General features: G+C 33.7%; 17 protein-coding genes. 16 read left to right on the top strand and 1 reads right to left on the bottom strand.

Annotation, left to right across the window (positions count from 1 at the left end; genetic code table 11):
* Window positions 1–166 precede the first annotated feature (166 nt).
* The 8 genes from DW006_RS10580 to DW006_RS10615 all read left to right on the top strand — a co-directional run bounded on the left by DW006_RS10580 (window position 167) and on the right by DW006_RS10615 (window position 17,100).
* Window positions 167–4,249 (top strand): lectin-like protein, encoded by a 4,083-nt coding sequence (locus DW006_RS10580; protein ID WP_158561120.1) that lies wholly within the window; start codon window positions 167–169, stop codon window positions 4,247–4,249.
* 435 nt (window positions 4,250–4,684) lie between these two features.
* Entirely contained in the window at window positions 4,685–7,048 is a 2,364-nt protein-coding gene (locus tag DW006_RS10585; protein ID WP_118000488.1) for an alpha-galactosidase, read from the top strand.
* A 204-nt stretch (window positions 7,049–7,252) separates the two neighbouring features.
* Window positions 7,253–8,548, top strand: a complete 1,296-nt coding sequence (locus DW006_RS10590) for an extracellular solute-binding protein (protein ID WP_118000450.1) — start codon at window positions 7,253–7,255, stop codon at window positions 8,546–8,548.
* Window positions 8,549–8,732: 184 nt separating this feature from the next.
* The gene (locus DW006_RS10595; RefSeq protein ID WP_118000452.1) at window positions 8,733–9,647 is read left to right on the top strand and encodes a sugar ABC transporter permease; all 915 of its coding nucleotides are present in this window, start codon (window positions 8,733–8,735) and stop codon (window positions 9,645–9,647) included.
* Window positions 9,640–10,482 carry a carbohydrate ABC transporter permease gene (locus DW006_RS10600; RefSeq protein WP_118000454.1) on the top strand — a complete coding sequence of 281 codons (843 nt, stop codon included), beginning with the start codon at window positions 9,640–9,642 and terminating at the stop codon, window positions 10,480–10,482. The genes DW006_RS10595 and DW006_RS10600 overlap by 8 nt, the downstream gene beginning before the upstream one ends.
* Window positions 10,483–10,582: 100 nt before the next feature.
* Window positions 10,583–13,618: a glycoside hydrolase family 2 TIM barrel-domain containing protein gene (locus DW006_RS10605; protein ID WP_118000456.1), complete on the top strand. Its 3,036-nt coding sequence runs from the start codon at window positions 10,583–10,585 to the stop codon at window positions 13,616–13,618.
* 16 nt (window positions 13,619–13,634) lie between these two features.
* Window positions 13,635–15,155, top strand: a complete 1,521-nt coding sequence (locus DW006_RS10610; RefSeq protein ID WP_118000458.1) for a response regulator — start codon at window positions 13,635–13,637, stop codon at window positions 15,153–15,155.
* A 61-nt stretch (window positions 15,156–15,216) separates the two neighbouring features.
* Window positions 15,217–17,100 carry a sensor histidine kinase gene (locus DW006_RS10615; RefSeq protein WP_118000460.1) on the top strand — a complete coding sequence of 628 codons (1,884 nt, stop codon included), beginning with the start codon at window positions 15,217–15,219 and terminating at the stop codon, window positions 17,098–17,100.
* Between the two features lie 177 nt (window positions 17,101–17,277).
* Here DW006_RS10615 and DW006_RS10620 read toward each other — a convergent pair whose 3' ends face one another.
* Window positions 17,278–18,168 (bottom strand): LysR family transcriptional regulator, encoded by an 891-nt coding sequence (locus DW006_RS10620; RefSeq protein WP_118000462.1) that lies wholly within the window; start codon window positions 18,166–18,168, stop codon window positions 17,278–17,280.
* 375 nt (window positions 18,169–18,543) lie between these two features.
* Between DW006_RS10620 and DW006_RS10625 the strand changes: the two genes are divergently transcribed.
* The 8 genes from DW006_RS10625 to atpC are packed head-to-tail and all read left to right on the top strand — an operon-like array spanning window position 18,544 to window position 24,764.
* On the top strand, window positions 18,544–19,239 hold the full coding sequence (locus DW006_RS10625; RefSeq protein WP_347475137.1) for a F0F1 ATP synthase subunit A: 696 nt from the start codon (window positions 18,544–18,546) through the stop codon (window positions 19,237–19,239).
* 47 nt (window positions 19,240–19,286) lie between these two features.
* Complete coding sequence (gene atpE / locus DW006_RS10630; RefSeq protein WP_118000464.1) at window positions 19,287–19,517, top strand: ATP synthase F0 subunit C; 231 nt, start codon at window positions 19,287–19,289, stop codon at window positions 19,515–19,517.
* Window positions 19,518–19,543: 26 nt separating this feature from the next.
* Window positions 19,544–19,996: a F0F1 ATP synthase subunit B gene (gene atpF, locus DW006_RS10635; RefSeq protein ID WP_118000466.1), complete on the top strand. Its 453-nt coding sequence runs from the start codon at window positions 19,544–19,546 to the stop codon at window positions 19,994–19,996.
* Complete coding sequence (gene atpH, locus DW006_RS10640; protein ID WP_158561121.1) at window positions 19,974–20,492, top strand: ATP synthase F1 subunit delta; 519 nt, start codon at window positions 19,974–19,976, stop codon at window positions 20,490–20,492. Before atpF ends, atpH begins: the two co-directional genes overlap by 23 nt.
* 5 nt (window positions 20,493–20,497) lie before the next feature.
* A complete protein-coding gene (gene atpA / locus DW006_RS10645) occupies window positions 20,498–22,006 on the top strand; it encodes a F0F1 ATP synthase subunit alpha (RefSeq protein WP_118000470.1) in 1,509 nt (502 codons plus the stop codon).
* Between the two features lie 21 nt (window positions 22,007–22,027).
* Window positions 22,028–22,912: an ATP synthase F1 subunit gamma gene (atpG, locus tag DW006_RS10650; RefSeq protein ID WP_118000472.1), complete on the top strand. Its 885-nt coding sequence runs from the start codon at window positions 22,028–22,030 to the stop codon at window positions 22,910–22,912.
* Window positions 22,913–22,928: 16 nt separating this feature from the next.
* Entirely contained in the window at window positions 22,929–24,320 is a 1,392-nt protein-coding gene (gene atpD / locus DW006_RS10655; protein WP_118000474.1) for a F0F1 ATP synthase subunit beta, read from the top strand.
* A 30-nt stretch (window positions 24,321–24,350) separates the two neighbouring features.
* Window positions 24,351–24,764: an ATP synthase F1 subunit epsilon gene (gene atpC, locus DW006_RS10660; protein ID WP_022165335.1), complete on the top strand. Its 414-nt coding sequence runs from the start codon at window positions 24,351–24,353 to the stop codon at window positions 24,762–24,764.
* Window positions 24,765–24,785: the final 21 nt, after the last annotated feature.

A 24,785-nucleotide genomic window follows, 5' to 3' on the forward strand; every position in this document is an offset into this window, starting at 1 on the left:
AAAGGTCTTCACCCACCTGTGCTTGCACAAGGGTGGGTGATAGACCTTTGGGCGGATTGTGGGAGTGCAAAGCACGAAGCAATCCGTGTTACAAGAAGTGTAGACTTTAGGAATGCCCCATTTGTGCTTACACAAGAATGGGAGAATTATCAAAAAGGAGGACAATATGAGAAAAATATGGAAACAGCTAATAAGTATTTCAATGTCTTTAATAATGGCATTAGGAAGCAATGTGGTAATGACTCAGACGGCTTATGCTGATGAGGAAACAGGAACTGAAACAAAACAGGAAATTGTTTATGGGGATGATGTGGCGTATGATCCAAACACAGGTCATAGTTATGAATTTGTTAATAGTAGTGTGAATTATAGCACTGCAAAGAAAGAGGCAAAAAATAAGGGTGGTTATTTAATTTGTATATCATCCAAAGAGGAAAATAATATCGTTGTACACTATCTGGAAAAATTAAATCAAGGGGATACCAGAATGTGGATTGGTTTAGAGAGAAATCAAAACGATATATCAAAATTTAAATGGATTGATGGTAGTGAACTTACTTATACTAATTGGGAAAAAGGCGAACCAAGCACATTAAGCGAAACAAGGGTAGAAGTATATTTTGAAGGAACATGGAATGACTGCTATGGGAGTTTAGATCGTCCATATATAATTGAATATGATAAGTGTTCTCATCCGGAAGAAAAAGAAATTGTGGAAAATAGAACAATAACAGATTGTTCAATAGGTGGTTTTACAGGAAAAGTTACATGTGGTGTTTGTGGTGAAATTTTAGATGAAGGAATCATGGTAGAACCGGGAAATCACGCAGAGGCTGTTATAGATAAGAAAACATTTATTGAGGCAACCTGCAAGAGCAAAGGCTTTAGTGGTAATAAAATCTGTCCTTTATGTAAAAAAGTTTTAGAAGAAGGAAAAGAAACAGATATAGTAGATCACAAAAAAGAGGACGAACCTGAAAATTATACTGAAAATACATGTTATGTAGATGGATATACAGGAGACTACAACTGCAAATGGTGTGGTGAAAAGGTACAGGAAGGCAGTATTATAGCAAAAAAATCTCATGAATATAAGGATGATGTATGTGTAAATTGTGGACGTGTTAATAATGCAGTTTATGGAAAAGAATATAGCATGAAAACAACAGCACAAAATCCGTTCCAGGTATTTCAATTTAAAGTTGATGAAGATGGATACTATGCAATAACCTGTAGTAATAAAACAGATTGGGACAGCTATGGATATCTTTTTGAAGAAGAAAGTTTTAATGATGAAATTATTCGTAATGGAATAAAAAAACTTGAAAATAACAATCGTGTAAGATTGGAGGGGTGCAAAAAGAAAAATGATGATGGTGGTCAGGAAAGTGCACCTAAGATTATAGGAAATCTTAAAAAAAATCATACATATTATTTTGTGGTAGGACCGTTTAGTGATGAATATGGAGAATATACAATATCTTGGGAATGTGCACATTCAAGAAAGAAATTTGTGAACAGAACTATTAAATCATGTGAAGAAGGTGGATATACAGGAGATTTACAGTGTAAAGATTGTGGAAAAACTATTAGTGAAGGACAACAGATTGAACCCCAATCAGACCATAGTTATTCAGAGCGTTATACAATTGGTAAAACTTGTACAAATTATGAAAAAATAGTGTCTGAATGTGAATATTGTGGTTATGTACATAAGGAAATTAATGAAAAAAAAGGTTTAGGCGAACATGTATTTGTGAAGGTAAATCATAAGGAGCCAACATGTACTGAAGAAGGTTATTCTTATGACTTGAAGTGTAGTGAATGTGGCGAAATTAATAATGATGGGAATCAGGAAGCCGGACAAACAATTCCCAGCATTCATAGTAATCTGTCAGGAAGCAATATTATAAAGTATTATAACGAATCAAACGCAACATGTTTTAAAGCAGGTTACACAGGCGATACAATATGCCTGATATGTAATGAGGTTCTTGAGAAAGGTAGTGAATCACCACAGCTAGAACACAATTATGTGGATGATAAATGTACAAACTGTGGTTTAACAAAGAATCAAATTCAGGAGCTTAAGGATAATTGCTTTGAGATTAATTCTTTTGAAGATTTATTAATGTATTTACAGATGGGAAGTTTAGGAATAAATGGAAAATTAAATGCTGATATTAAGTTCCCGGATAATTACAAAGATGATGATAATATTTTACAGGGTGCATCTTTATTAAATTCAAAGCTAGATGGAAATAACCACACAATATCAAACGTAAACATAAAAGGAATACCATGCCGTTTATATGGTAGTATTGGTAATAGTACATTAAAAAATTTAAAAATTGAAGTTCAGGGTGAATGTGAACAGAGTATTTATTACCTTACAGAATATGCGTATTATTCTACAATAGAGAATTGTACATTTGAGGGAAATGTGAAAGCTTCCAGAAGTGATGTGGCAGCGATACAAACAATCGATACATGTACCATTTCAAAATGTATTAATAATGTTGATTGTGTAAATTTCGGTGATGCATATGTGGCAGGTTTAGCTATTAAGGCAAACAATAGTAATATTACAGACTGTGAAAATAATGGTGATTTTTCAGTGAATGATTCTTATATTGCAGGTTTAGTACACACAGCGTCAAATTGCCATATAGAGAATTGTATTAATACAGGTAATATAACAGATGCATATGAGGCTGCAGGAATTGTAGCATCAATAAATAATAGTGAAATTAAAAACTGCACAAATAAGGGGGATATTACTAATGCAGAGGGGGCAGTAGGTATTTGTGTATCTGCAAATAACACTAAAGTAGAAAAGTGTAGTAACTATGGTAATATTATTGATAATGAGTATGTAGCATCAGGAATAGTAGGTATTATTCTTCAGGCACAGATTATAAATTGCACAAACTATGGAAAAATAAAAGCAAATAACTGTGCAGTTGGAATTTGTTATAGTAATAGCAGAGATGACGAGGGATATTATGATCAGAAAGAAATCATTCAAGGATGTACTAACAATGGCGAAATTACTTCTACAGATTTAGCAGCTGGAATTGTAAGTATTATATATAATTGTAATATTGATAATTGCACTAATAGCGGAGATGTACAAGCTGGAAGTCTTGGGGGAGGAATTCTAGCAGTTACAGCCAACTCATCAATAAGTAATTGTATTAACAATGGAAGTGTTGATGGATATGAATATGTGGGTGGAATTTGTGGTTCCAGTGACGATGATGTAACATTTGAAAAAGTATACAATTCAGGAAAAGTTACTGAAGAAGCTTTTAAGTCAAAAGGAATAACAAATGGAACAGGTAATGAAGTTATTAAGGATTCAGAAGAAAATCATGAACACAAATATTCAGAAGTAGTAGAAATGACACCTGCAACATTAACAGAAAACGGTGTAATCAAAGAGAAATGTTCTTGTGGTTATATTAACAAGAGAACAATTAGCCATCCAAATGAACTTATTATTTCAAATGACAAATTTGAAGCAACAGGCGAAAAGATTGCACCTACAGTTACAGTAGTTGATGTTGAAAATAATCCTATTGACCAGAAATACTACACAGTAACATATCGCGACAAAGCCACAGGTAAAACAGTGGATGAAGTAAAAGCGGTTGGTACATACGAAGTTGTAATTACTTTCAGCGATTTATATGAAGGTGAAATGACAAAAGAATTTACAGTAGTTGAAAAGACAACTGAACCTGCAACTTCAGATGTGACAACAGGTGACCAGGAAGTATCAACACCTGACTTAACAACAGGTGACCAGGAAGTATCAACACCTGACTCAACAACAGGTGACCAGGAAACATCAACAAGCGAAACAACAGCAGGAGATGTTGAAACAACAACACCAAAGACAACTACAGGTGACAAAGTAACTACAACCGGCAACAAACCGACAACAAAAGTTAAAAAACCGGGCAAGGTTAAAAAAGTATCTGTAAAGAAACTTAGCCGTAAAAAGATTAGCGTTAAGTGGAAGAAAATAAAAGGTGTTAAAGGCTATCAGGTTAGATATGCTACAAACAAAAAAATGAAGAAAGCAAAAATTAAAACAATTGCCAAAAACAAAACTTCATTTACACTAAAAAAATTAAAAGGCAAAAAATACTTCATTCAGGTAAGAGCTTACAAGATTGGGAAAGCAAATAAGAAAGTTAAAGGAAAGTGGAGTAGTGTTAAAAAAGTTAAAATGAAGAAGTAATATCATTTTAGAACATGGTTAGATAGTAGCTTCAAACAATTAACCATAAATTGTAAAAAGACAGCTACGGCACATGGTATGCAGAAATTATAAAATTTCTTATGTATATCACGCCGTAGCTGTTTTTTTATAGAAATGGTCAACTTGGGCAAAAAAAGTTTGGCAAAAAGTTTTTATATAAAAGTTAAAATAATCCAAATTCACCTTAAGATATTAAATTAACAAAATAAAAGTCAAATGATACAATTTCCTTAACAAATAAAATCGGGTTAATTTGAGATTGTGGTATTTTGATACCAAACTAAATTTATGTAAAAGTAGTAAGGAGATAAGTATGTATATTGCAGATGAGAAAAGATATGAAAGAATGAAATAATCTTAGGACACTATGTAATAAACGAACACATATAATTTAGGAAAGTGCAGGGAAAAGATATGATTAAAAAATTAGAAAACGGATTTATTTTAAATACTAAAAACACTACATATGCCTTTAGAGTTTTGAAAACAGGGCATCTTGAACATTTATACTATGGAAAGAAAATCGCAATTGAAAACATGGAACCTTTAATTGAACAGCATAACTTTATGCCCGGTAATACGGTTGCATATAATCAGGAAACAATGGAGTATTCTTTGGAAAACATGAGACTTGAAATGTCTTCTTATGGAAAAGGTGATGTAAGGGAACCTTTTGTGGAAGTTGTTAAGTCAGACGGTAGCTTCACCAATGATTTCACTTATGCCGATTCAGAAATATCATGGGGAAAGCAGCCATTTGAAACATTGCCTGGTTCTTATGACGAAGATGGTAATGTGGACCATTTGACAGTTACTTTAAAGGATAATGACTTGGTAATGGAATTACATTATTATGTTTATGAAAACTGCGATGTTATTACAAGAAGCACAGTTTTAATAAATAAAGGTAAGGAAAAAGTAAATATAAAAAGATTAATGAGCATGCAGCTTGATATGTTTGGCATGAATTATGTAATGACAACATTTAACGGCTCATGGGCAAATGAAATGAACAGACATGATACAAAAGTAGCTGCTGGCAGATTTGCTAATTATTCATATGCCGGAACTTCATCTAACAGAGCAAATCCATTTGTTATGATTTCAAGGGAAGAGACTACAGAAGATTTTGGCGAGTGTATTGGAACTAATTTAATTTATAGTGGAAACCATTATGAAGCGATGGATGTATGTTCTTTTAATAAAACAAGATTCGTTTCAGGAATTAATCCACAATCAATGAGTTATGGACTTTTACCGGGAGAGAAATTCGAAGCACCTGAAAGTGTTTTAACATATTCTAAAAAAGGTTATAACGGCATGAGTCAGAATATGCATAAATTTGTAAGAGAGCATATTGTAAGAGGCAAGTGGAAATACAAAGAACGCCCTGTTTTATTAAATAGTTGGGAGGCAAACTATTTTGACATTACAGAGGAGAAACTTATTAATCTTGCAAAAGCAGGAAAAGATATTGGCATAGAATTGTTTGTAATGGATGACGGTTGGTTCGGAAAACGTAATGATGATACAAGTTCTCTTGGAGACTGGTATGTAAATAAGGACAAGCTTCCTAATGGACTGGCTCATTTAGTTGATGAAATTAATAAAATAGGTTTAGACTTTGGTATTTGGATTGAACCTGAAATGATTAATAAAAACAGCGAACTTTACAAAAAACATCCTAACTGGGTATTGGAAAATCCTAATGCACATCATTCAGAAGGCAGAAATCAATGTATGCTTGATTTAACAAATAATGAAGTTGTGGACTATATGGTTAAGGAAATTAGCAATATTTTAAGTAGTGCAAATATTTCTTATGTTAAGTGGGACATGAACAGAATATTCTCTGATTATTATTCAGCAGGTTTGCCTTATGAAAGTCAGGGTGAAGTGTCACACAGATACGTTTTAGGTTTTTACAAAATGGCAAAAGCGCTTACAGAGAAGTTCCCTGAAATTTTATTTGAAGGCTGTTGCGGTGGCGGAAACAGATTTGACCTTGGAATGTTATGCTATTTTCCACAGATTTGGGCAAGCGATGACACTGACGCAGTGTGCCGTGTAAATATTCAAAACGGATACAGCTACGGTTATCCAATGAGTACAGTAGGAGCACATGTTTCAGCATGTCCAAATCACCAGACTTTAAGAACAACTCCAATTGATACAAGATATAATGTTGCCTGTTTTGGAGTGTTAGGTTATGAATGTGATTTGACAAAAATGTCAAAGGAAGACCTATTCTTAATTAAGAAGCAAATAGAAGAATATAAGAAGTGGAGAAAAGTCTTACAGTTTGGAGAATTCTACAGAGGAAAGAGTCCTTACGAAAACTCACAGGACAGTGACTCTAACAATGTATATCAGTGGACTTGTGTAAGTGCAGATAAGAAAAAGGCTGTTGGCATGTTGTTTAGAAAAATTATTAAACCAAATGATCAGTTCTTAAATTTCAGACCAAAAGCTTTGGCTGAAAACAAGGAATATCATTTCTATAACCGCCCGGTGTACCATAACAAAAAAGATATGGGACATTTTGTCTACGAAAATAATGAAATTAAAAGTAATGAGAATTTATCAAAAGATGAAGTTTCATTTGTAGCAGAAAATTTTGTAAAAGGTGAAACTGAAGATTACATTGCATACGGAAGTCTTTTAAATGAAGCAGGTGTTAATCTGAAAGAAGGATTTGCAGGTATAGGAGTAAACGGAGATACAAGGATTATGAAAGATTTTGACTCCAGACTTTATTATATGGAAGAAGTGGAATAGGGTTTTTGAACCGTTCCAAATAAAAATAGTACAAATTAACTGAAAATAGTCCAAAAAAATAAAAAAATGTACAAAGAAAATGTTAAAAGATTTTAAAAATTGTATAAATTACACTGAACTATGTCCTAACTGTGAAAATGTTACTATGGTACTATTGAATTACAAAGAAACCCGAATAAAAAAATTGTAAGGAGGAAATTTTTTATGAAACTAAAAAAAGTTGTAGCATTTGCAATGGCAGCAGTTATGACATTGGGAATGGTAGGATGTGGTAGCAGCTCAGGAAGTAAGAGCAGCTCATCAAAGGATAGCAAAACTATTACAGTTTGGGCTTGGGATGAGAATTTTAACATTAAGGCAGCAAAGGAAGCAGCAGAAATTTACAAAGGAATTGATAAGGATGTAAAAATTAAAGTTGTTACAATGGCACAGGATGACATTGTTGCAAAGTTAAATACAAGTCTTTCATCAAAATCTTATGACGGTCTTCCAGATGTAGTTCTTATTGAAGATTACAGAATTCAGGGATACTTACAGTCATATCAGGATGAGTTTTATGATTTATCATCAGTTGTTAATAATGACGATTTTGCAAATTATAAAACAGGTGTAAACACACTTGATGGAAAAGTATATGGCGTTCCATTTGACAGTGGTGTTGCAGGATTATTCTATAGAACAGATATTTTAAAACAGGCAGGATATTCAGAAAAAGATTTACAGAACATCACTTGGGAAAAATACATTGAAATTGGTAAGAAAGTAAAAGAAAAGACAGGCAAGTACATGTGTACACTTGATCCTAGTGACATAGGTCAGATTCGTATGATGTTACAGAGTGCAGGTGCCTGGTATACAGACAAGGACGGAAAAGTAACAATTTCAAACAATCAGGCATTAAAAGATGCAATTAAGATTTACAAAGATTTAGTAGACGCAGGCATTACAAAGCAGACTTCAGACTGGAATCAGTTTGTAGGTGCATTTAATAATAGTGACGTAGCTTCAGTTATTACAGGTTGCTGGATTGCTCCTTCAATCAAGGCAGCAGAAGACCAGAGTGGAAAATGGGCTGTAGCAGCATTTCCTAAGATGGGTTCAAACTCATCATCAGTTAATGCTTCATCAATTGGTGGTGCAGGTTGGTATGTATTAAAGAATACAGGTAACAGCAAGTTAGCAGCTGATTTCTTAGCAAAAACATTTGGTAGCAACACAGATCTTATGAACTCACTTGCAAAAAATATTAGCTTAGTAAGTACATTAAATGCATCATCAGATTGTGCAGCATACAAAGAAGAAGATAAATACTTCGGTGGCCAGAAGATTTTCGGTGACCTTGGATCATGGACAGAAAAGGTTCCAACAGTAAATTATGGAGTTCATACTTATGCAATTGAAGATATGATGACAGAAGCTGTTTCAGCAATCGTTGGAGGAGCTGACATGGATTCAACATTAAAATCATATCAGAGCAAAGTAGAATCAGCAGTACAGTAAATTTTACGGTACTTAAGATAAACTAATTTAAAAATCTAAAAAACAAGACTCAGAAGTGGCCCGATATTCACAAGAATGTTTCCCATTATGTGGACATCGGGTTTGCTTTTGAAACCAATACTTATTAAACAAACATGTGTGAAGAAGTAAACAGAAGGTAGTAGATAAAGGAGGCTGCGTTAAAATGGATAAACTAAAAAAACGAAATAAAGCAGTTACCCGTAACAGTGGGATGAGTCCCAAATTAAATAGAAAAGGATGGGCATTTGTTCTTCCGGCATTTATTTTAATACTTATATTTGTATTTTACCCAATGGTACAGTCATTCCTGTTATCATTAAAAACAGGAATGGGAAGTAACTTAACTTTTACGGGACTGGATAATTATAAAAGATTATTAACAGACGAAACATTTAAAAAAGCATTATTTAACACGGTTTTATACTTGATAATTCAGGTGCCAATAATGATTATTTTAGCACTTGCAATTTCATCAATGTTAAATAATAAGAAGTTAAAATTCAGAGGATTTTTCAGAACAGCAATTTTCTTACCATGTGTAACATCACTGGTAGCATATTCCATTATCTTCAAAAGTTTATTTGCAACAGATGGAATTATTAACTCAATACTTATGAACATTCATCTTGTAAGTGAACCAATTCAGTGGCTTACAAATCCTATAGCGGCAAAGGTTTTAATTATCATTGCCATTACATGGAGATGGACAGGATACAATATGGTATTCTATTTATCAGGTATGCAGGGAATTGACGATTCAATTTACGAATCAGCTCAGATTGATGGAGCTTCAGCATTTGCAAGATTCAGATATATTACATTACCAATGCTTAAGCCAATTATTTTATTTACAACAATTAACTCAACAATAGGTACATTACAGTTATTCGATGAAGTTGTAAACATCACAGACGGTGGCCCGGCTAATGCAACAATTACAATATCACAGTACATTTACAATACAATGTTTAAATATAACTCAAACTTCGGATATGCATCAGCTATATCTTATGTAATAGTTATCTTGGTAGTTGTATTGTCATTTATCCAAATGAAAGTAGGTGACAAGAATGACTAAGAAAAAAATAATGAGTATTTTACAGTACGTTATATTAATTATATTAAGTATCATTTCAATCTTCCCATTTTATTGGATGATTGTGGCAGCTACAAACAAGTCTGTAGATGTATCAAAAGGCACATTAATGATTGGAAGTCATATTGTAGAGAACTTTAAGTCATTAATGGCATCAGACTTAAATTATTTTGGAGCATTTAAGAACTCAATTATAATCGCAGTAGTTACAACAACACTTGCAATGATTATTTCATCTGCAGCAGGATATGCTTTTGAAGTATACAAGTCAAAAGCAAGAGACAGAGTATTTAGTGTTATTCTTGTTTCAATGATGATTCCTTTTGCAGCATTAATGATTCCATTATTCCAGTTATTTGGTAATTTTAATACAATTCCAATATTAAGCTGGATTGGAATTAATACACCGGGATCAGTAATTATTATTGCCATAGCAACGGCATTCTTAATTTTCTTCTTCCGTCAGAACACTCAGACATTTCCAAAAGATTTGGTTGAGGCTGCAAGATTAGACGGACTTGGAGAATTTGGAATTTTCACAAAGATTTTCATTCCAACAATGAAATCAACATACGCAGCAGCTATTATTGTTACATTTATGACAAGCTGGAACAACTACATGTGGCCATTAATTTCTTTACAGTCACCTGAAAAGAAAACATTACCACTTATTCTTTCAGCATTAGGTTCATCATACACACCTGATTATGGAATGATGATGGTAGCAGTTGTAATCGCAACAATCCCAACAGCATTAATCTTCTTCTTAATGCAGAAGAACTTTGTACAGGGAATGACAGGCTCAGTAAAAGGTTAAAAAAGAACATAAAAAACACAATAATATGGATTATGGTTAAAAGAAATTTTAGCTGTAATCCATATTAGTATAAATATAAAAATATGGAGCGGAGGTAAAAATGAAAAAATCAGTATTAAAACCGGAATTAAACTGGCTAAGTAATCCGGAAGTTTTTCGTGTAAACAGAATGGATGCACATTCTGACCACTTTGTATATGAAAGTGAAGAAGCCTACAAGAATAATAAAAGCAGTTTATTTCAGTCATTGAACGGTCAGTGGGACTTTGCTTACGCAAATAAGCCGGCAGAGCGAATGGCAGACTTTTATAAAATGGATTTTTCCACAGAAAAATTTGACAAAATAAATGTACCGGGACACATTCAGCTTCAGGGGTACGACAGATGTCAGTATATTAATACAATGTATCCTTGGGATGGCAGAGAGGAAATGCGTCCACCTCAGGTATCAGAAGAATATAATCCTGTTGGAAGTTATGTAAAATATTTTGACCTGGATAACAGCCTTTTGGATAAAAATATTATTCTTTCATTCCAGGGTGTTGAAGTGGCTTTTTATGTTTGGGTAAACGGAGAGTTTGTGGGATATTCTGAGGATACTTTTACACCATCAGAATTTGACATAACAGATTTTGTACAGGAAAAAAACAATAAACTTGCAGTGGAAGTATACAAAAGAAGTAGCGCAAGCTGGATTGAGGATCAGGATTTTTGGAGATTCTCAGGCATATTTAGAGATGTTTATTTACAGGGACTTCCAAAAAGTCACGTATACGACATTGATTTGAAATCTGATTATGATTACAAAAATCACACAGGAGATTTAAACACAAAAATTACTATAACAGGTGCTATAGGTAATAAATATAAAATAGATTTAAAAAATCCAAATGGAGAAGTAGAAACTTTATTTGAGGGTAACACAGCTGACAAATTTGAATTATCCTCAAAAGTTGAAAACATTGCTCCTTGGAGCGGAGAAAAACCAAATTTATATGAAGTAATTGTTTATTTATACAATGAAAATAATGAAGTAGTAGAAGTTGCATCTACAAAATTCGGCTTTAGAAAGTTTGAGATAATCAACAAAGTTATGTGTCTAAACGGCAAGCGTATTATTTTCAAAGGTGTAAACAGACATGAGTTTAGCGCTACTGAAGGCAGAGCTATTACAAAGGAAGAAATGATTTACGACATTAATTTTATGAAACGAAATAACATTAATGCTGTAAGAACTTCACACTATCCAAACCAGAGTTTATGGTACAGACTTTGCGACGAATACGGAATTTATTTAATTGATGAAACTAATTTAGAAAGCCATGGCTCATGGCAGAAAATGGGTGTAATTGAACCGTCATGGAATGTTCCGGGAAGTCACGATGAATGGAAAGAGTGCATTCTCGACAGAACACAGTCAATGTACGAAAGAGATAAAAATCATCCTGCAATACTTATGTGGTCTTTAGGAAATGAGTCTTATGCAGGAACTGTTTTAGAGGCAACATCTAAATATTTACATGCCAAAGATAATACAAGATTAGTACATTATGAAGGTGTAGTTTGGAATAGAGAGTTTGACCATATTACTGATATGGAAAGCAGAATGTACGCAAAACCTCAGGATGTAGTTGAATATTTGGAAAACAATCCAAAGAAACCATACATTAACTGCGAGTACACACATGCCATGGGAAATTCATGTGGTGGCATGCATTTGTACACAGATTTGGAAGACAAATATGATATGTACCAGGGAGGCTTCATTTGGGATTATATTGATCAGGCAATTGAAGTAGAAGAAAACGGTAAGAAGGTATTAAAGTACGGCGGAGATTTTGGCGAACGGGCAACAGATTACTGCTTCTGTACAGATGGAATAATTTACGCAAACAGAACTCCTTCACCAAAGGTTCAGGAAGTAAAATATTTATATCAGAATATCAAGATGAACATTTTTGAGAATGAAATAGAAATAGATAACCAGAATTTGTTTACAAATACTAACAAATATGTTTTTGTATTGGAAATAATCCAAAAGGAAACAAGCATTTGTAAGAAAGAATATTCTTTTGATGTGGAACCGGGAGAGAAAAAACGTTTTCAGCTAAACATACCTGAAACTATAGGTTTGACAAGAAATGAAGATTATATTTATAATGTGTGTATACAGCTAAAAGGTGATGAAAAGTGGGCTGAAAAAGGCTTTGAAATTGCTAAGGAACAGTATGTTTTTGAGGGTGTCTGCAACACTGAAAAAACAGCCATTAACAATTTAGAAGTTATTAGTGGAGATGTAAATATCGGTGTTAGAGGAAATGATTTCTTTGCCATGTTCTCAAAGCAGGAAACAGGAATTATTTCACTTGTATATTCAGATAAGGAATACATTACAAGGGCACCTAAGCCAACATTTGTAAGAGCATATACAGACAATGACAAAGGTTGTGGCTTAGATTTCCAATATGCTATATGGGACAAGGCAGGAAAAACTGCAAAGTGTACAGGATTTGCAAAAGATGAGTTGGAAGAGGGCATAAAAATAACATATGACTATGTTCTTCCAATAGAAGGAAAGAGCTGTACAATTTCATATTTGGTATATGGAGATGGCTCAATAGACGTAGATTTCAAGTTAAAAGGTGAGGACGAATTTTCAATTCCTTTATATGGTATGGAATTTAAATTACCAAAAGAATTCATTAATGTAAAATATTTTGGAAATGGACCTGAAGAAAATTATCAGGACAGAAACAAAGGTGCAAAGCTTGGAGTTTATGAAACTACAGCAGCAGACAATATGTCTTCCTATTTAATACCTCAGGAATGTGGTAACAGAACAGGCATAAGATATATGGAAATTACAGATGAAACACAAGAAGGAATCAGATTCTCTTATGTGGATAAACCAATTGAGGGAAGTGTATTACCATACAGTGCGGCAGAACTTGAAAACGCAATGCATATAGAAGAACTTCCACAAAGCAGCTACACTTGGGTACGTGTTTTAGGACAGCAAATGGGAGTTGGTGGTGACGACAGTTGGGGCGCACCGGTTCAGGAAATATATACAATTCCTAAGTCAAAAGTTCACGAATTTAAATTCAACATATCACCTGCAAAGCAAAGAAGTTAGAAAAGGTGAGTGAAAAATGTCAGACTTATGTAAAGTGTTAATTGTCGATGATGAGTACATTATGAGACAGGGAATAAAACATTTAGTTAATTGGGATAAAGAGGGATTTCTTATCGTTGGTGAAGCCACCAACGGTAAGGAAGCCCTTATTATGGTTGAGGAATTAAAACCACATATAGTTGTAATGGATGTTGTAATGCCGGTAATGGACGGAGTGGAACTTACAAAGGAAGTTCATGAAAAATATCCAGACATAAAGATTATTGTTCTAAGTGGTTTTGATGACTTTTGCTATGTAAAGGAAACTCTCAAAAACGGGGCGATGGATTATATTTTAAAGCCTACATTAACAGGAGAGGTTTTTCTGGAAGCTTTAAAGAGAGCAGCAGACAGCATACCGGGATTTAGTTTGTCAGGTAACAGCAATTTGAATTTGAATCATGCATTAGAGTGGTACATAGCAGGTTATTCAGATTCCATAAACATACAGGATTTCCCTGAATTTGCAAAACTAAATACATATAGGATGTTTGCAGTTGACATAAATTATGCATTTGAAAATGATAACGATTATGTAGCAAAAATCAGAAAAGAAATCCGAAAAACACTGGACGAAGCAGAAATCATATTTGGTAGAACAGTTATTGATAACAGAAATTTAATATACGTTTTTAATTATGATATTGTTTACGAAATCGGTGTTTTGGAAAAATTATCTAGGATTGCTGAAAGGGTAAAAAATGTTAAGCCTAAGGGATTTTTTGTTTTAAGCAAAAGATTTGAAAAAATACAGGATGTAAGAGAAATTTATTTACAGGTGGAAAGTCAGATAAACAGCGGCTTTTATTATGACAATAAATCAATATTGAATATGGAATATTCTAAGGAAATCCAGAAAGAAATTCCCAAATTTGATTATAATGATTTCTCCTATGATTTGCGAAATGGTGAATACAATACAGCAATAGGAAAAATGCGTGGCTATATTGAAAAATGTGCCAAGGCTCATGACAATTGCGAGAAAATCAAGAATAAGGCTAAAAACTTTATTTACAACATTATTATTATGCTAGAAGAATATGACATTGATGTTGAACCTATGAGACGTAAGTATTTTAAAGAAATAGAAGAGACTATTTATGTTACTGATTTTTTAAAGAAGCTGGATGAAATTTTAGATGAAATAAAAAAGGCTTTTGCTGAAAACATGACAGGTACCGACAGGGTAATGAACAAAATAACAAAGCATATTTTGGAACATTACATGGAACCATTGGATTTGGATTCTCTGGCAAAAGAGTTTAATTATAATTACAACTATTTATCATCATATTTTAATTCCAAAAATAAGGAGGGTTTCAGTGGTTATTTAAACAAAATCAGAATTGAAAAATCCTGTGAAATTTTGAAGAAGGAAGATATACCTATTTCAGACGTAAGTACAATGGTTGGATATTCAGATCATAGTTATTTTTGTCGTGTATTTAAGAAAACCACAGGGTACACACCAAGTGTGTACAGAAGACGATTTAGATAAAAAACAAAATTGTTACAATATGTATAAAAAGAATATATTATAAATATTCAGGGAATAAAATATGAATAGAGAAGATGAAAAAATGCACAGTGAGAAGCCATGGAATAAAAAGATACAGAACAAGAAAGTGCCAAGCGGTAAGGAAAAAATCCACAAAAGGTACAGTATAAAAAAAGGCTTAAAGGAGAGAAAAGGCAGCCTTATTATTAAAATAATGGCAGCAATTATTATCGGTGTTGTTTTAATTAGTCAGATTAATATTCTCCTTGTAAATAAATTTTCAAAAGATTTTTTCAGTGAAGTGTATGGAGATTCACAGGAAAAAAACATTGAGAAAATACAGGAAGATTTGGAAGAATATTTTGGCAGTATTGAAAAAACATTTGACAATATTTCCACAAGTTATGACATAAATATGTATTACTCAGGCAAGAATTCGTCATCAGTAGATAAATTTATTGCAATGCATAACATGCAGAAGTCTTTTCAAAATGCATTCGAAAGTAAGCTTAGCGGAACAACGGTCCTGCTTGTGTCAAAAGAGGGAGAAATCTCTGTAAATAACAATGATGTGCTTACAAAAGAGTGGAAAGAAATTAAACAAAATGAAGTTTTTAATGAAGCACGAAAAAACAACCGAAAGTTATGTTACAGCTATGTAGATGAAGGCTTTACTTATGCAACTAAGTCAAGCTCCATAATTTTAGGAGTAAAGGCATTAAGAAATATGAATAATAAGTTGTATGGTTATGGTGTGATTTTAATACCTGATAGTGAGTTGGATAACTTCTATAGATATGGTGAAAACCAATACAACAGTATTAGCATAATTGACAGCAATGGCATGATTGTCTCATCTACTGATAAATATCAAATAGGAGAAACAGATACAGAACTACAAAAGATAACAAACGAAATGCTTGAAAAAGAAATCACTGTTGAGAAAATGGAGAAAAACGCAAAGACTAATATGGTTTTGTGTAAAAAAATTCCATACGTGGATTACAGTTTGTGCTTTACGGTAGATGCAAATGAGGCCATTGAAAGTCTTTATAATATTTCAACTTTGATGTGGTACATTGCAATAATTACAGGAGCAGTTCTTTTAGTAATTTATATTTTAGTTAGAAGAACCATGTCGCCATTAAGACAGCTTGGAAGAAAAATGTCTTATGTAGCAAAGGGTGATTTTAATCAATATGCGGAAGTGACAGGGGATGGAGAAATTCAGGAGCTTGCAAAGTCATATAACAGAATGCTTCATGATATCAACCATTATGTTGACAGCATAATTGAGATACAGAAGCAAAAACGACAGGCTGAGATACATGCTCTTCAAATGCAGATAAACCCTCATTATATTTACAACACATTAACCAGCATAAAATGGTTGATTATGCAGGGTGATACTGTAAAATCAACAAAAGCAATTGATGCATTTATTAAGTTGCTTAGAAGTACAATAAGCAAGTCAGATGAATATATTTCCGTTGAAGAAGAAATAGAAAATCTGAAAAACTACATGTATATTAACGAAATCCGATATGGCGAAAAAATCAAAACAGAGTTTTTCATAAGCATAAACGAACCGGACCAGTTAATGATTCCTAAAATGATTTTACAGCCGTTTATTGAGAATGCATTCTTCCATGGATTTCCTGAGGGACAAAATGGAGAAATTTTTGTGTGTGTAAGAGAAAAAGCAGAAAAACTTATTGTAGAAATTATTGACAACGGTGTTGGAATGGATGAAAGACAGGTTAATGAACTTGAAAACGGTAAGAGCAGTAGAAAGTCAGAACATTTTACAGGAATTGGAATTAATAACATACGTGACAGACTTAAATTAATATACGAGAATCAATATGAACTGAAAATAAAAAGTTCATTAGGCGAAGGCACAACAGTTACAGTTGTCCTACCTATACAGCACAAAGAAATATAAATATTATAAGAAGATATAGAAAGGCATCATATAGGAAGCCTTTCTTAAGACGCAGGAATGTAATTATTTTTACAAACCTGCGTTTTTAGTGTAATAAAAAATAGTTGCAAACAGGCATGCACCTGACACGTAAAATGTGGTAGGGACCATTCTTTGTTCTAAGAAATTTTGTTTTCTCTATGAAACAGAATTTCTTAGGAAGTTATAAAATTTCTGAACCGAGGTGCTCATGGCACTACTTTTATTTATAACCAAACAGACTTCTCTAATAGGAAGTTTTTCTTCAATATTAATAGGAAAGACTTTTTTATCTTCTATTAGTTCTGTTGCCAAATCTTCCGGATAAAAGCCAATGCCAAGATTATGTGTAATCATGGGAATAATCTGGTCTGTAGTAGCAACTTCCATATCAGGAGTAAAAGGTACGCTGTGAGCTATATAGAACTTATTGTACAAATCATAAGTTCCTGTACCTTCAGATAAACTGATTAAAGGAATTTCTGTTAAGTCCTTAAGACTTTTGGCTATGTCTGTAAGGTAACTGTACTTAGGACCGCAAATAAGAATTTCCTTACATTTACTTAAAGGAATTTTCTCAAGAGGCTTTTTTAATGACATTGGAGTGGTGACAACTGCCAAGTCAATTAAGTTTGCTCTCATGGCACGTATGGCTTCCGGTGTAGAGTGATTAAAAATACGAATTCTAATATTAGGAAACTGCTCGTGAAAAATTTCAAGTTTATCTAACAGGAAAAGTCGCAGAGCGTTTTCACTAACACCAATTGTAATAATACCCTTTTCAAAAGTCTTGTCCTGATGAAGCTCCTCTTCACCTAAAGTAAGGTGTTTGTAGGCAATGGAAACATGTTTGTACAGTTTCTTTCCTTCAGGCGTTAAAATAATGCCACGATTAGAGCGCATGAACAATTTACATTCAAGTTCCTGCTCTAAGTTCCCCATGCATCTGCTTATGTTAGGCTGGCTGTTTTGTAAAACTTCCGCAGCCTTAGTAAAGCTTTTGTATTTTGCCACAAAATAAAAAATTCTATAATAATCAAAAGTAATCATGTCTAACCTCCCAAGTGAAAATCTAAATGAAAAATAAATTGTAACCTTATAATATTTCAAAGCATATAAAGATATCATACAAATACATATTATAAGAATATGGAAAACAACCATATAACCATTCCATATTATACAAGTATTTAAGAGTGTCTAATTAAATGACGGCCTAAAAAAATTAAGTAAAATTAAATTTTTTTAGGAATTTTTTGACTAATGTATAAAATTACCATAAATGTATAATCATTCTAAATTTATATGTACTTTTTATACAATACCATACTAAAATGATATAGTAAATATATTAAAGATATATTTTACATATTCCCAACAAAAGAGTTATAATACGTGACAGTTAAAAAGTTGTCATGAAAGGAAGTGAAACTGTTGAATGACATTGTTAACAGATTATTAGAAGAGCTGAATTGCGATGTTGTTTTCACGATTCCAATTTTTGGCGGCATTCCAATTTACGAATCAGTAGTAGTAACTTGGATAATCATGCTGGCGGTTTTGCTCATATGTGTTCTACTTGTTAGAAATTTAAAAGTAGAAAACCCGGGCAGAAAACAAATTGTTTTGGAAACAGCAGTTCAGGGATTGTACAATTTCTTTAAAGGCACCATAGGAGAACATGGAACAGCATATATTCCTTATCTTATGTCAGTTGTGCTTTACATAGGAATTGCAAACCTTATTGGTTTAATAGGGTTTAAACCACCAACAAAGGATATGAATGTTACAGTGGCACTGGCAGTCATGAGTATAGTCCTTATAGAGGTGGCAGGAGTAAGACAAAAAGGAACTAAAGGATGGTTGAAAAGCTTCGCAGAGCCTATGCCAATAGTTTTACCAATTAATGTGTTAGAGGTATTTATTAAACCACTTTCACTTTGTATGCGACTATTTGGTAATGTATTAGGTTCATTTGTAATCATGGAATTATTAAAAATTGTAGTTCCGGCATTCTTACCGGCAGTATTTAGTTGTTACTTCGATATATTCGATGGATTGATTCAGGCATACGTTTTTGTATTCCTAACATCCTTATTTATAAAAGAAGCAACTGAATAAAAATAAAAAGATAAAAACAAATTTGAAAACGTAAAGGAGAAATTATTATGTCAACATCATTATTAGTAGCAATTGGAGCAGGTATTGCAGTATTAACAGGTATTGGAGCAGGTATTGGTATTGGTAAAGCAACAGCATCAGCTTGTGATGCAATTGCAAGACAGCCTGAAGCAGAAGGAAAAATCAGTAAGTCACTTCTTTTAGGATGTGCCCTTGCCGAAGCAACAGCTATTTACGGATTCGTAATTGCCCTATTAATCATTCTTCTTTTAAAATAATAAAAGCAGAAAGGTAGGAAAAGCGTATGCTTAAATTAGATATATGGAACATTGTTTGGACAATAGTTAATATCTTAGTTCTTTATGCTATATTTAGAAAATTTCTTTTTCAGCCTGTGTTAAAAGTTATACAGGACAGAGAAAACATAATAAAAAATCAAATTGATAATGCACAAAAAGTTACAGATGATGCAAATCAGTTGAAAGCGGATTATGAAAAGAAGCTTGAAGTAGCTAAGGATGAAGCCGATAAGATTATTGTTGAAGCTAGACAGCGTTCTGAAAAAGAAAGAGCCAAGGCTATTGAAGCAACAAAGCAGGAAACTCAGGATATGATGGAAAGAGCCAGAGGCAACATTGAAAGAGAGCAGGAAAATGCAAGAAAAGCTGTTCAGGCAGATATTGCCAGATTAGCAATTGCAGCAGCAGAAAAAATCGTAAAAACAGGTGATAGAAGTGACAATACAAGCAGTAAATAATGCGAAAGTATTATATGGCTTAAACTTGGATAGAAGTGAAGTTGAAAGTGTAGAGAAGATTTTTTCTCTTACACCACTTCTACAGGAAACAATTAACAATCCTACAATTCCAAAGGAAGTTAAAGTCAATATAATAGGAAAAGTATTTTCAAGTGAGAATATTTCAGAAAAGCTTATTAGATTTTTGCAGGTAATGTGTAAGAACAATCAGGCAGATGACATGAAAGCCATTTTTGAACAGTATTACTTATATTACGACCAGATGAATAAAATAATTCATGCAAAACTGATTTGTACTTCATCATTTACAGATGCAGAAAAACAAGAAGCTGACAACATATTAAAAGAAAAATATGCAGATTACAAGGTTATTCTGACACAGGAAATTGACGACACGTTATTAGGTGGCTATGTACTTAGAATTGGAAACCATGAGTACGATAAAAGTTATAAAGAACGTTTAAGACAATTGCAGGAGAAGATAACCGGGAGGTGAAACAAGTGAGTGCAATTAGTGCAGAAAATATAATTTCCATTATACAAAGTGAAATTGAAAACTTTGAATGGAAAGAAAGCGATAGAGAAACCGGAAAAGTTATATGGGTTGGTGATGGTATCGCCACTATTTACGGAATTGAACATGCCATGTATGGAGAAATCGTAGTTTTCGAAAATGGTACAAAAGGTATGGTTCAGGATATCCGTCAAAATGAAATAGGATGTATTTTATTTGGTAGAGATACAGGTATTAAGGAAGGCACAAAAGTTGTAAGAACTAAGAAGAAAGCCGGAGTTCCTGTAGGTAAAGGATTTATCGGAAGAGTAGTAAATGCTTTAGGTGAACCAATTGACGGAAAAGGAAATATTGAAGAAGAAGGATATTTACCAGTTGAACAGGATGCTCCCGGTATCGTAGACAGAAAATCCGTTGATACACCAATGGAAACAGGTATTTTGTCAATTGACTCAATGTTCCCAATTGGACGTGGACAAAGAGAATTAATTATCGGTGACAGACAGACAGGTAAAACATCTATAGCAACTGATACAATTATTAACCAGAGAGGTAAAGATGTTATTTGTATCTACGTTGCAATCGGACAGAAAGCATCAACAGTTGCAAAGATTGTATCAACTTTGCAGGAACATAAAGCAATGGATTACTCAATAGTAATGTCAGCTACAGCCAGTGATGCAGCATCATTACAGTATATTGCACCATACGCAGGTACATCAATGGCAGAATTCTTTATGCATCAGGGAAAAGATGTTTTAATTGTATATGATGATTTGTCAAAACACGCCGTAGCATACAGAGCTATTTCATTATTATTAGAAAGATCACCTGGACGTGAAGCTTATCCTGGTGACGTATTCTATTTACATTCAAGATTATTGGAACGTTCAAGCAAATTAAGTGATGAATTAGGCGGTGGTTCAATTACAGCCCTTCCTATTATTGAAACACAGGCAGGCGACGTTTCAGCATACATTCCAACAAACGTAATTTCAATTACAGACGGTCAGATATTCCTTGAAAGTAACTTATTTAATTCAGGTATGAGACCAGCCGTAAACGTTGGACTTTCTGTATCCCGTGTAGGTGGTGCAGCACAGACAAAAGCCATGAAGAAGGCAGCAGGTAGTGTAAGAATTGACCTTGCACAGTACAGAGAAATGGAAGTATTCACACAGTTTTCTTCAGACTTGGATGACAACACAAAGAAACAGTTAAATCATGGTAAAGCATTAATGGAACTTTTAAAACAGAAGTTATGCCATCCATATTCATTACATGAACAGGTTATGATTCTTACAATGGCAAATAAGGGAATATTCGATGAAGTTCCAACTAAAGAAGTAAGAGATTGTTGTAGAGAAGTTTTAAATTATATAGATTTAAAACATGGTGAAATTGCAGAAAAGATTGAAACTGAAAAAGTTCTTACAGAAGAAATTTCAAAGGCAATAATTGATGCAGCACATGAATTTATGGAAACAAAGAATTAAAATTAAGCAGGAGCGAATAATATGGCAAATGCAAAAGAAATTCAGGAAAGAATGAGTAGTATTAATGATACATTGAAAATTACAAATGCAATGTATATGATATCCTCATCAAAATTAAAAAAGTCCAAAAAGATGTTGCAGGATACAGAGCCTTATTTCTATGAATTGCAGACACAGATGAGCAGAATTTTAAGACATGTACCTGACATTGAAAGCAAATATTTTGAAAAATCAAGAGATGAGAAAAAAGACCCAAAGGTAGGTTACATAGTAATTACCGCAGATAAAGGTCTTGCAGGTTCTTATAACCACAATATTTTAAAAATTGCGGAAGAAGAAATTAAAGCTCACAAAGATAATAAATTGTTTGTTTTAGGTGAAGTTGGACGACATTATTTTGAAAAAAGAGGAGTACACATAGATAAACAATTTCATTACACAATACAAAATCCAACATTAAACAGAGCTAGAAATATTACAGAAGAATTGTTGGAATTGTATATAAACAATGAGTTAGATGAAATTCATATTATATATACAAAAATGATTAATCCAATTAAGGAAGAAGCAGAAATAAAGCAGTTGTTACCACTTTATAAAACAGATTTTCAGATGAAAATTCCTGCAGACATTCCATTGGAACAGGTAACATTCAGACCATCACCTGAAGAGGTAATGAACAAGATTGTACCTGCCTACATTGAAGGCTTTGTTTACGGTGCTTTAGTAGAAAGTTATTCCTGTGAACAAAATGCAAGAATGATGGCAATGGAAGCGGCAACAAAAAGTGCAAAAGACATGCTTCAGGAGTTAAGCGTGCTTTACAACCGCGCAAGACAGGCAGCAATTACTCAGGAAATTACCGAGGTAATCGCTGGAGCCAAGTCACAGAAAAATAAGAAGTAATGGAGGAACAGTTCAAATGAAAACAGGTAAAATAGTACAGGTTTTAGGTCCTGTTGTAGACGTTGCATTTGAAAATGGTGAACTTCCCGCAATTAAAGATGCACTTGAAGTACAAAATGGTGATAAAAAGTGCGTAATGGAAGTTGCACAGCATATTGGAAACGATGTTGTTCGTTGCGTTATGCTTGCGTCAAGTGAGGGACTTTCAAGAGACATGGAAGTTGTTGCTACAGGAAGTGGCATAAAAACTCCGGTAGGAAAAGAAACATTAGGACGTTTATTTAACGTTTTAGGTGAAGCAATAGATGGTGGCAAAGCATTAGATGATGCAGACAAATGGGAAATCCACAGAGAAGCACCAAGCTTTGACCAGCAGAACCCGGCCCAGGAAATATTGGAAACAGGTATTAAGGTAATCGACCTTTTAGCACCATACGCTAAAGGTGGTAAAATCGGTTTGTTCGGTGGTGCCGGCGTTGGTAAAACTGTATTAATTCAGGAACTTATCAGCAACGTTGCAACTGAGCATGGTGGATATTCAATATTTACAGGTGTAGGTGAAAGATCAAGAGAAGGTAATGACTTATGGACTGAAATGAAAGAATCAGGTGTTCTTGAAAAAACAGCCCTAGTGTTTGGACAGATGAACGAGCCACCTGGAGCACGTATGCGTGTTGCTGAAACAGGACTTACAATGGCAGAATATTTCAGAGATGTAGAACATCAGAACGTATTGTTATTCATTGATAATATTTTCAGATTTACACAGGCAGGTTCTGAAGTATCAGCCCTTTTAGGACGTATGCCATCAGCCGTAGGTTATCAGCCAACACTTGCAAATGAAATGGGTGAACTTCAGGAAAGAATCGCATCTACAAAGAACGGTTCAATTACATCAGTTCAGGCTGTATATGTACCAGCCGATGACTTAACTGACCCGGCTCCGGCAACAACATTTGCTCACTTGGATGCCACAACAGTATTATCAAGAAAGATTGTTGAACAGGGTATTTATCCTGCTGTAGATCCTCTAGAATCATCATCACGTATCCTTGAGGAAGACATTGTTGGTAAAGAGCATTATGAAGTAGCACGTAAGGTTCAGGAAATTCTTCAGAAGTACAAAGAATTGCAGGATATTATCGCAATTCTTGGTATGGAAGAATTATCAGAAGAAGATAAGACACTTGTATACAGAGCAAGAAAAATTCAGAAATTCTTATCACAGCCATTCCATGTAGCTGAGAACTTTACAGGTGTAAAGGGTGAATATGTTCCACTTAGCGAAACTATAAAAGGTTTCAAGGCTATTATTTCAGGTGAAATGGATGAATATCCTGAAAATGCATTCTTTAATGTAGGAACAATTGACGATGTTATTAAAAAAGCAAGCAAGATGAATGAATAAAATCATGTATTGCAAGGATTGGAGTAATATATGGCGACTAATACATTTTATCTAAGAATAGCGTCTGCTAAGAAGATTTTCTTTTCAGGAAGATGTGTTTCAATTATAGTACCTGTTGCAGATGGGCAGGAAGAAATTCTTGCACACCATGAAAACATGGTCAATGCAGTAGAAAATGGTGAATTGAAATTTAAACCTGAGGGCGCAGACAAATACACAACAGTAGTTGTAGGGACAGGATTTGCTCAGATAATCAACAACCGAGTAACTGTTTTAGTAGAAACAGCCGAGTTGCCTGAGGAAATCGACAAAGCCAGAGCTTTAGAGGCAAAAGAAAGAGCCGAAGAACAATTGCGACAAAAGCAAAGTATGCGTGAATATCATCATTCAAGAGCATCTCTTGCAAGAGCAATGGTTCGACTGAAGGCTACAAGTGGAAAATAAAGAAGAAAAAGAGCAGTAGTA

It is taken from the genome of Eubacterium sp. AF36-5BH, from assembly GCF_003460505.1.
Taxonomy (GTDB): Bacteria; Bacillota; Clostridia; order Lachnospirales; family Lachnospiraceae; genus Eubacterium_G.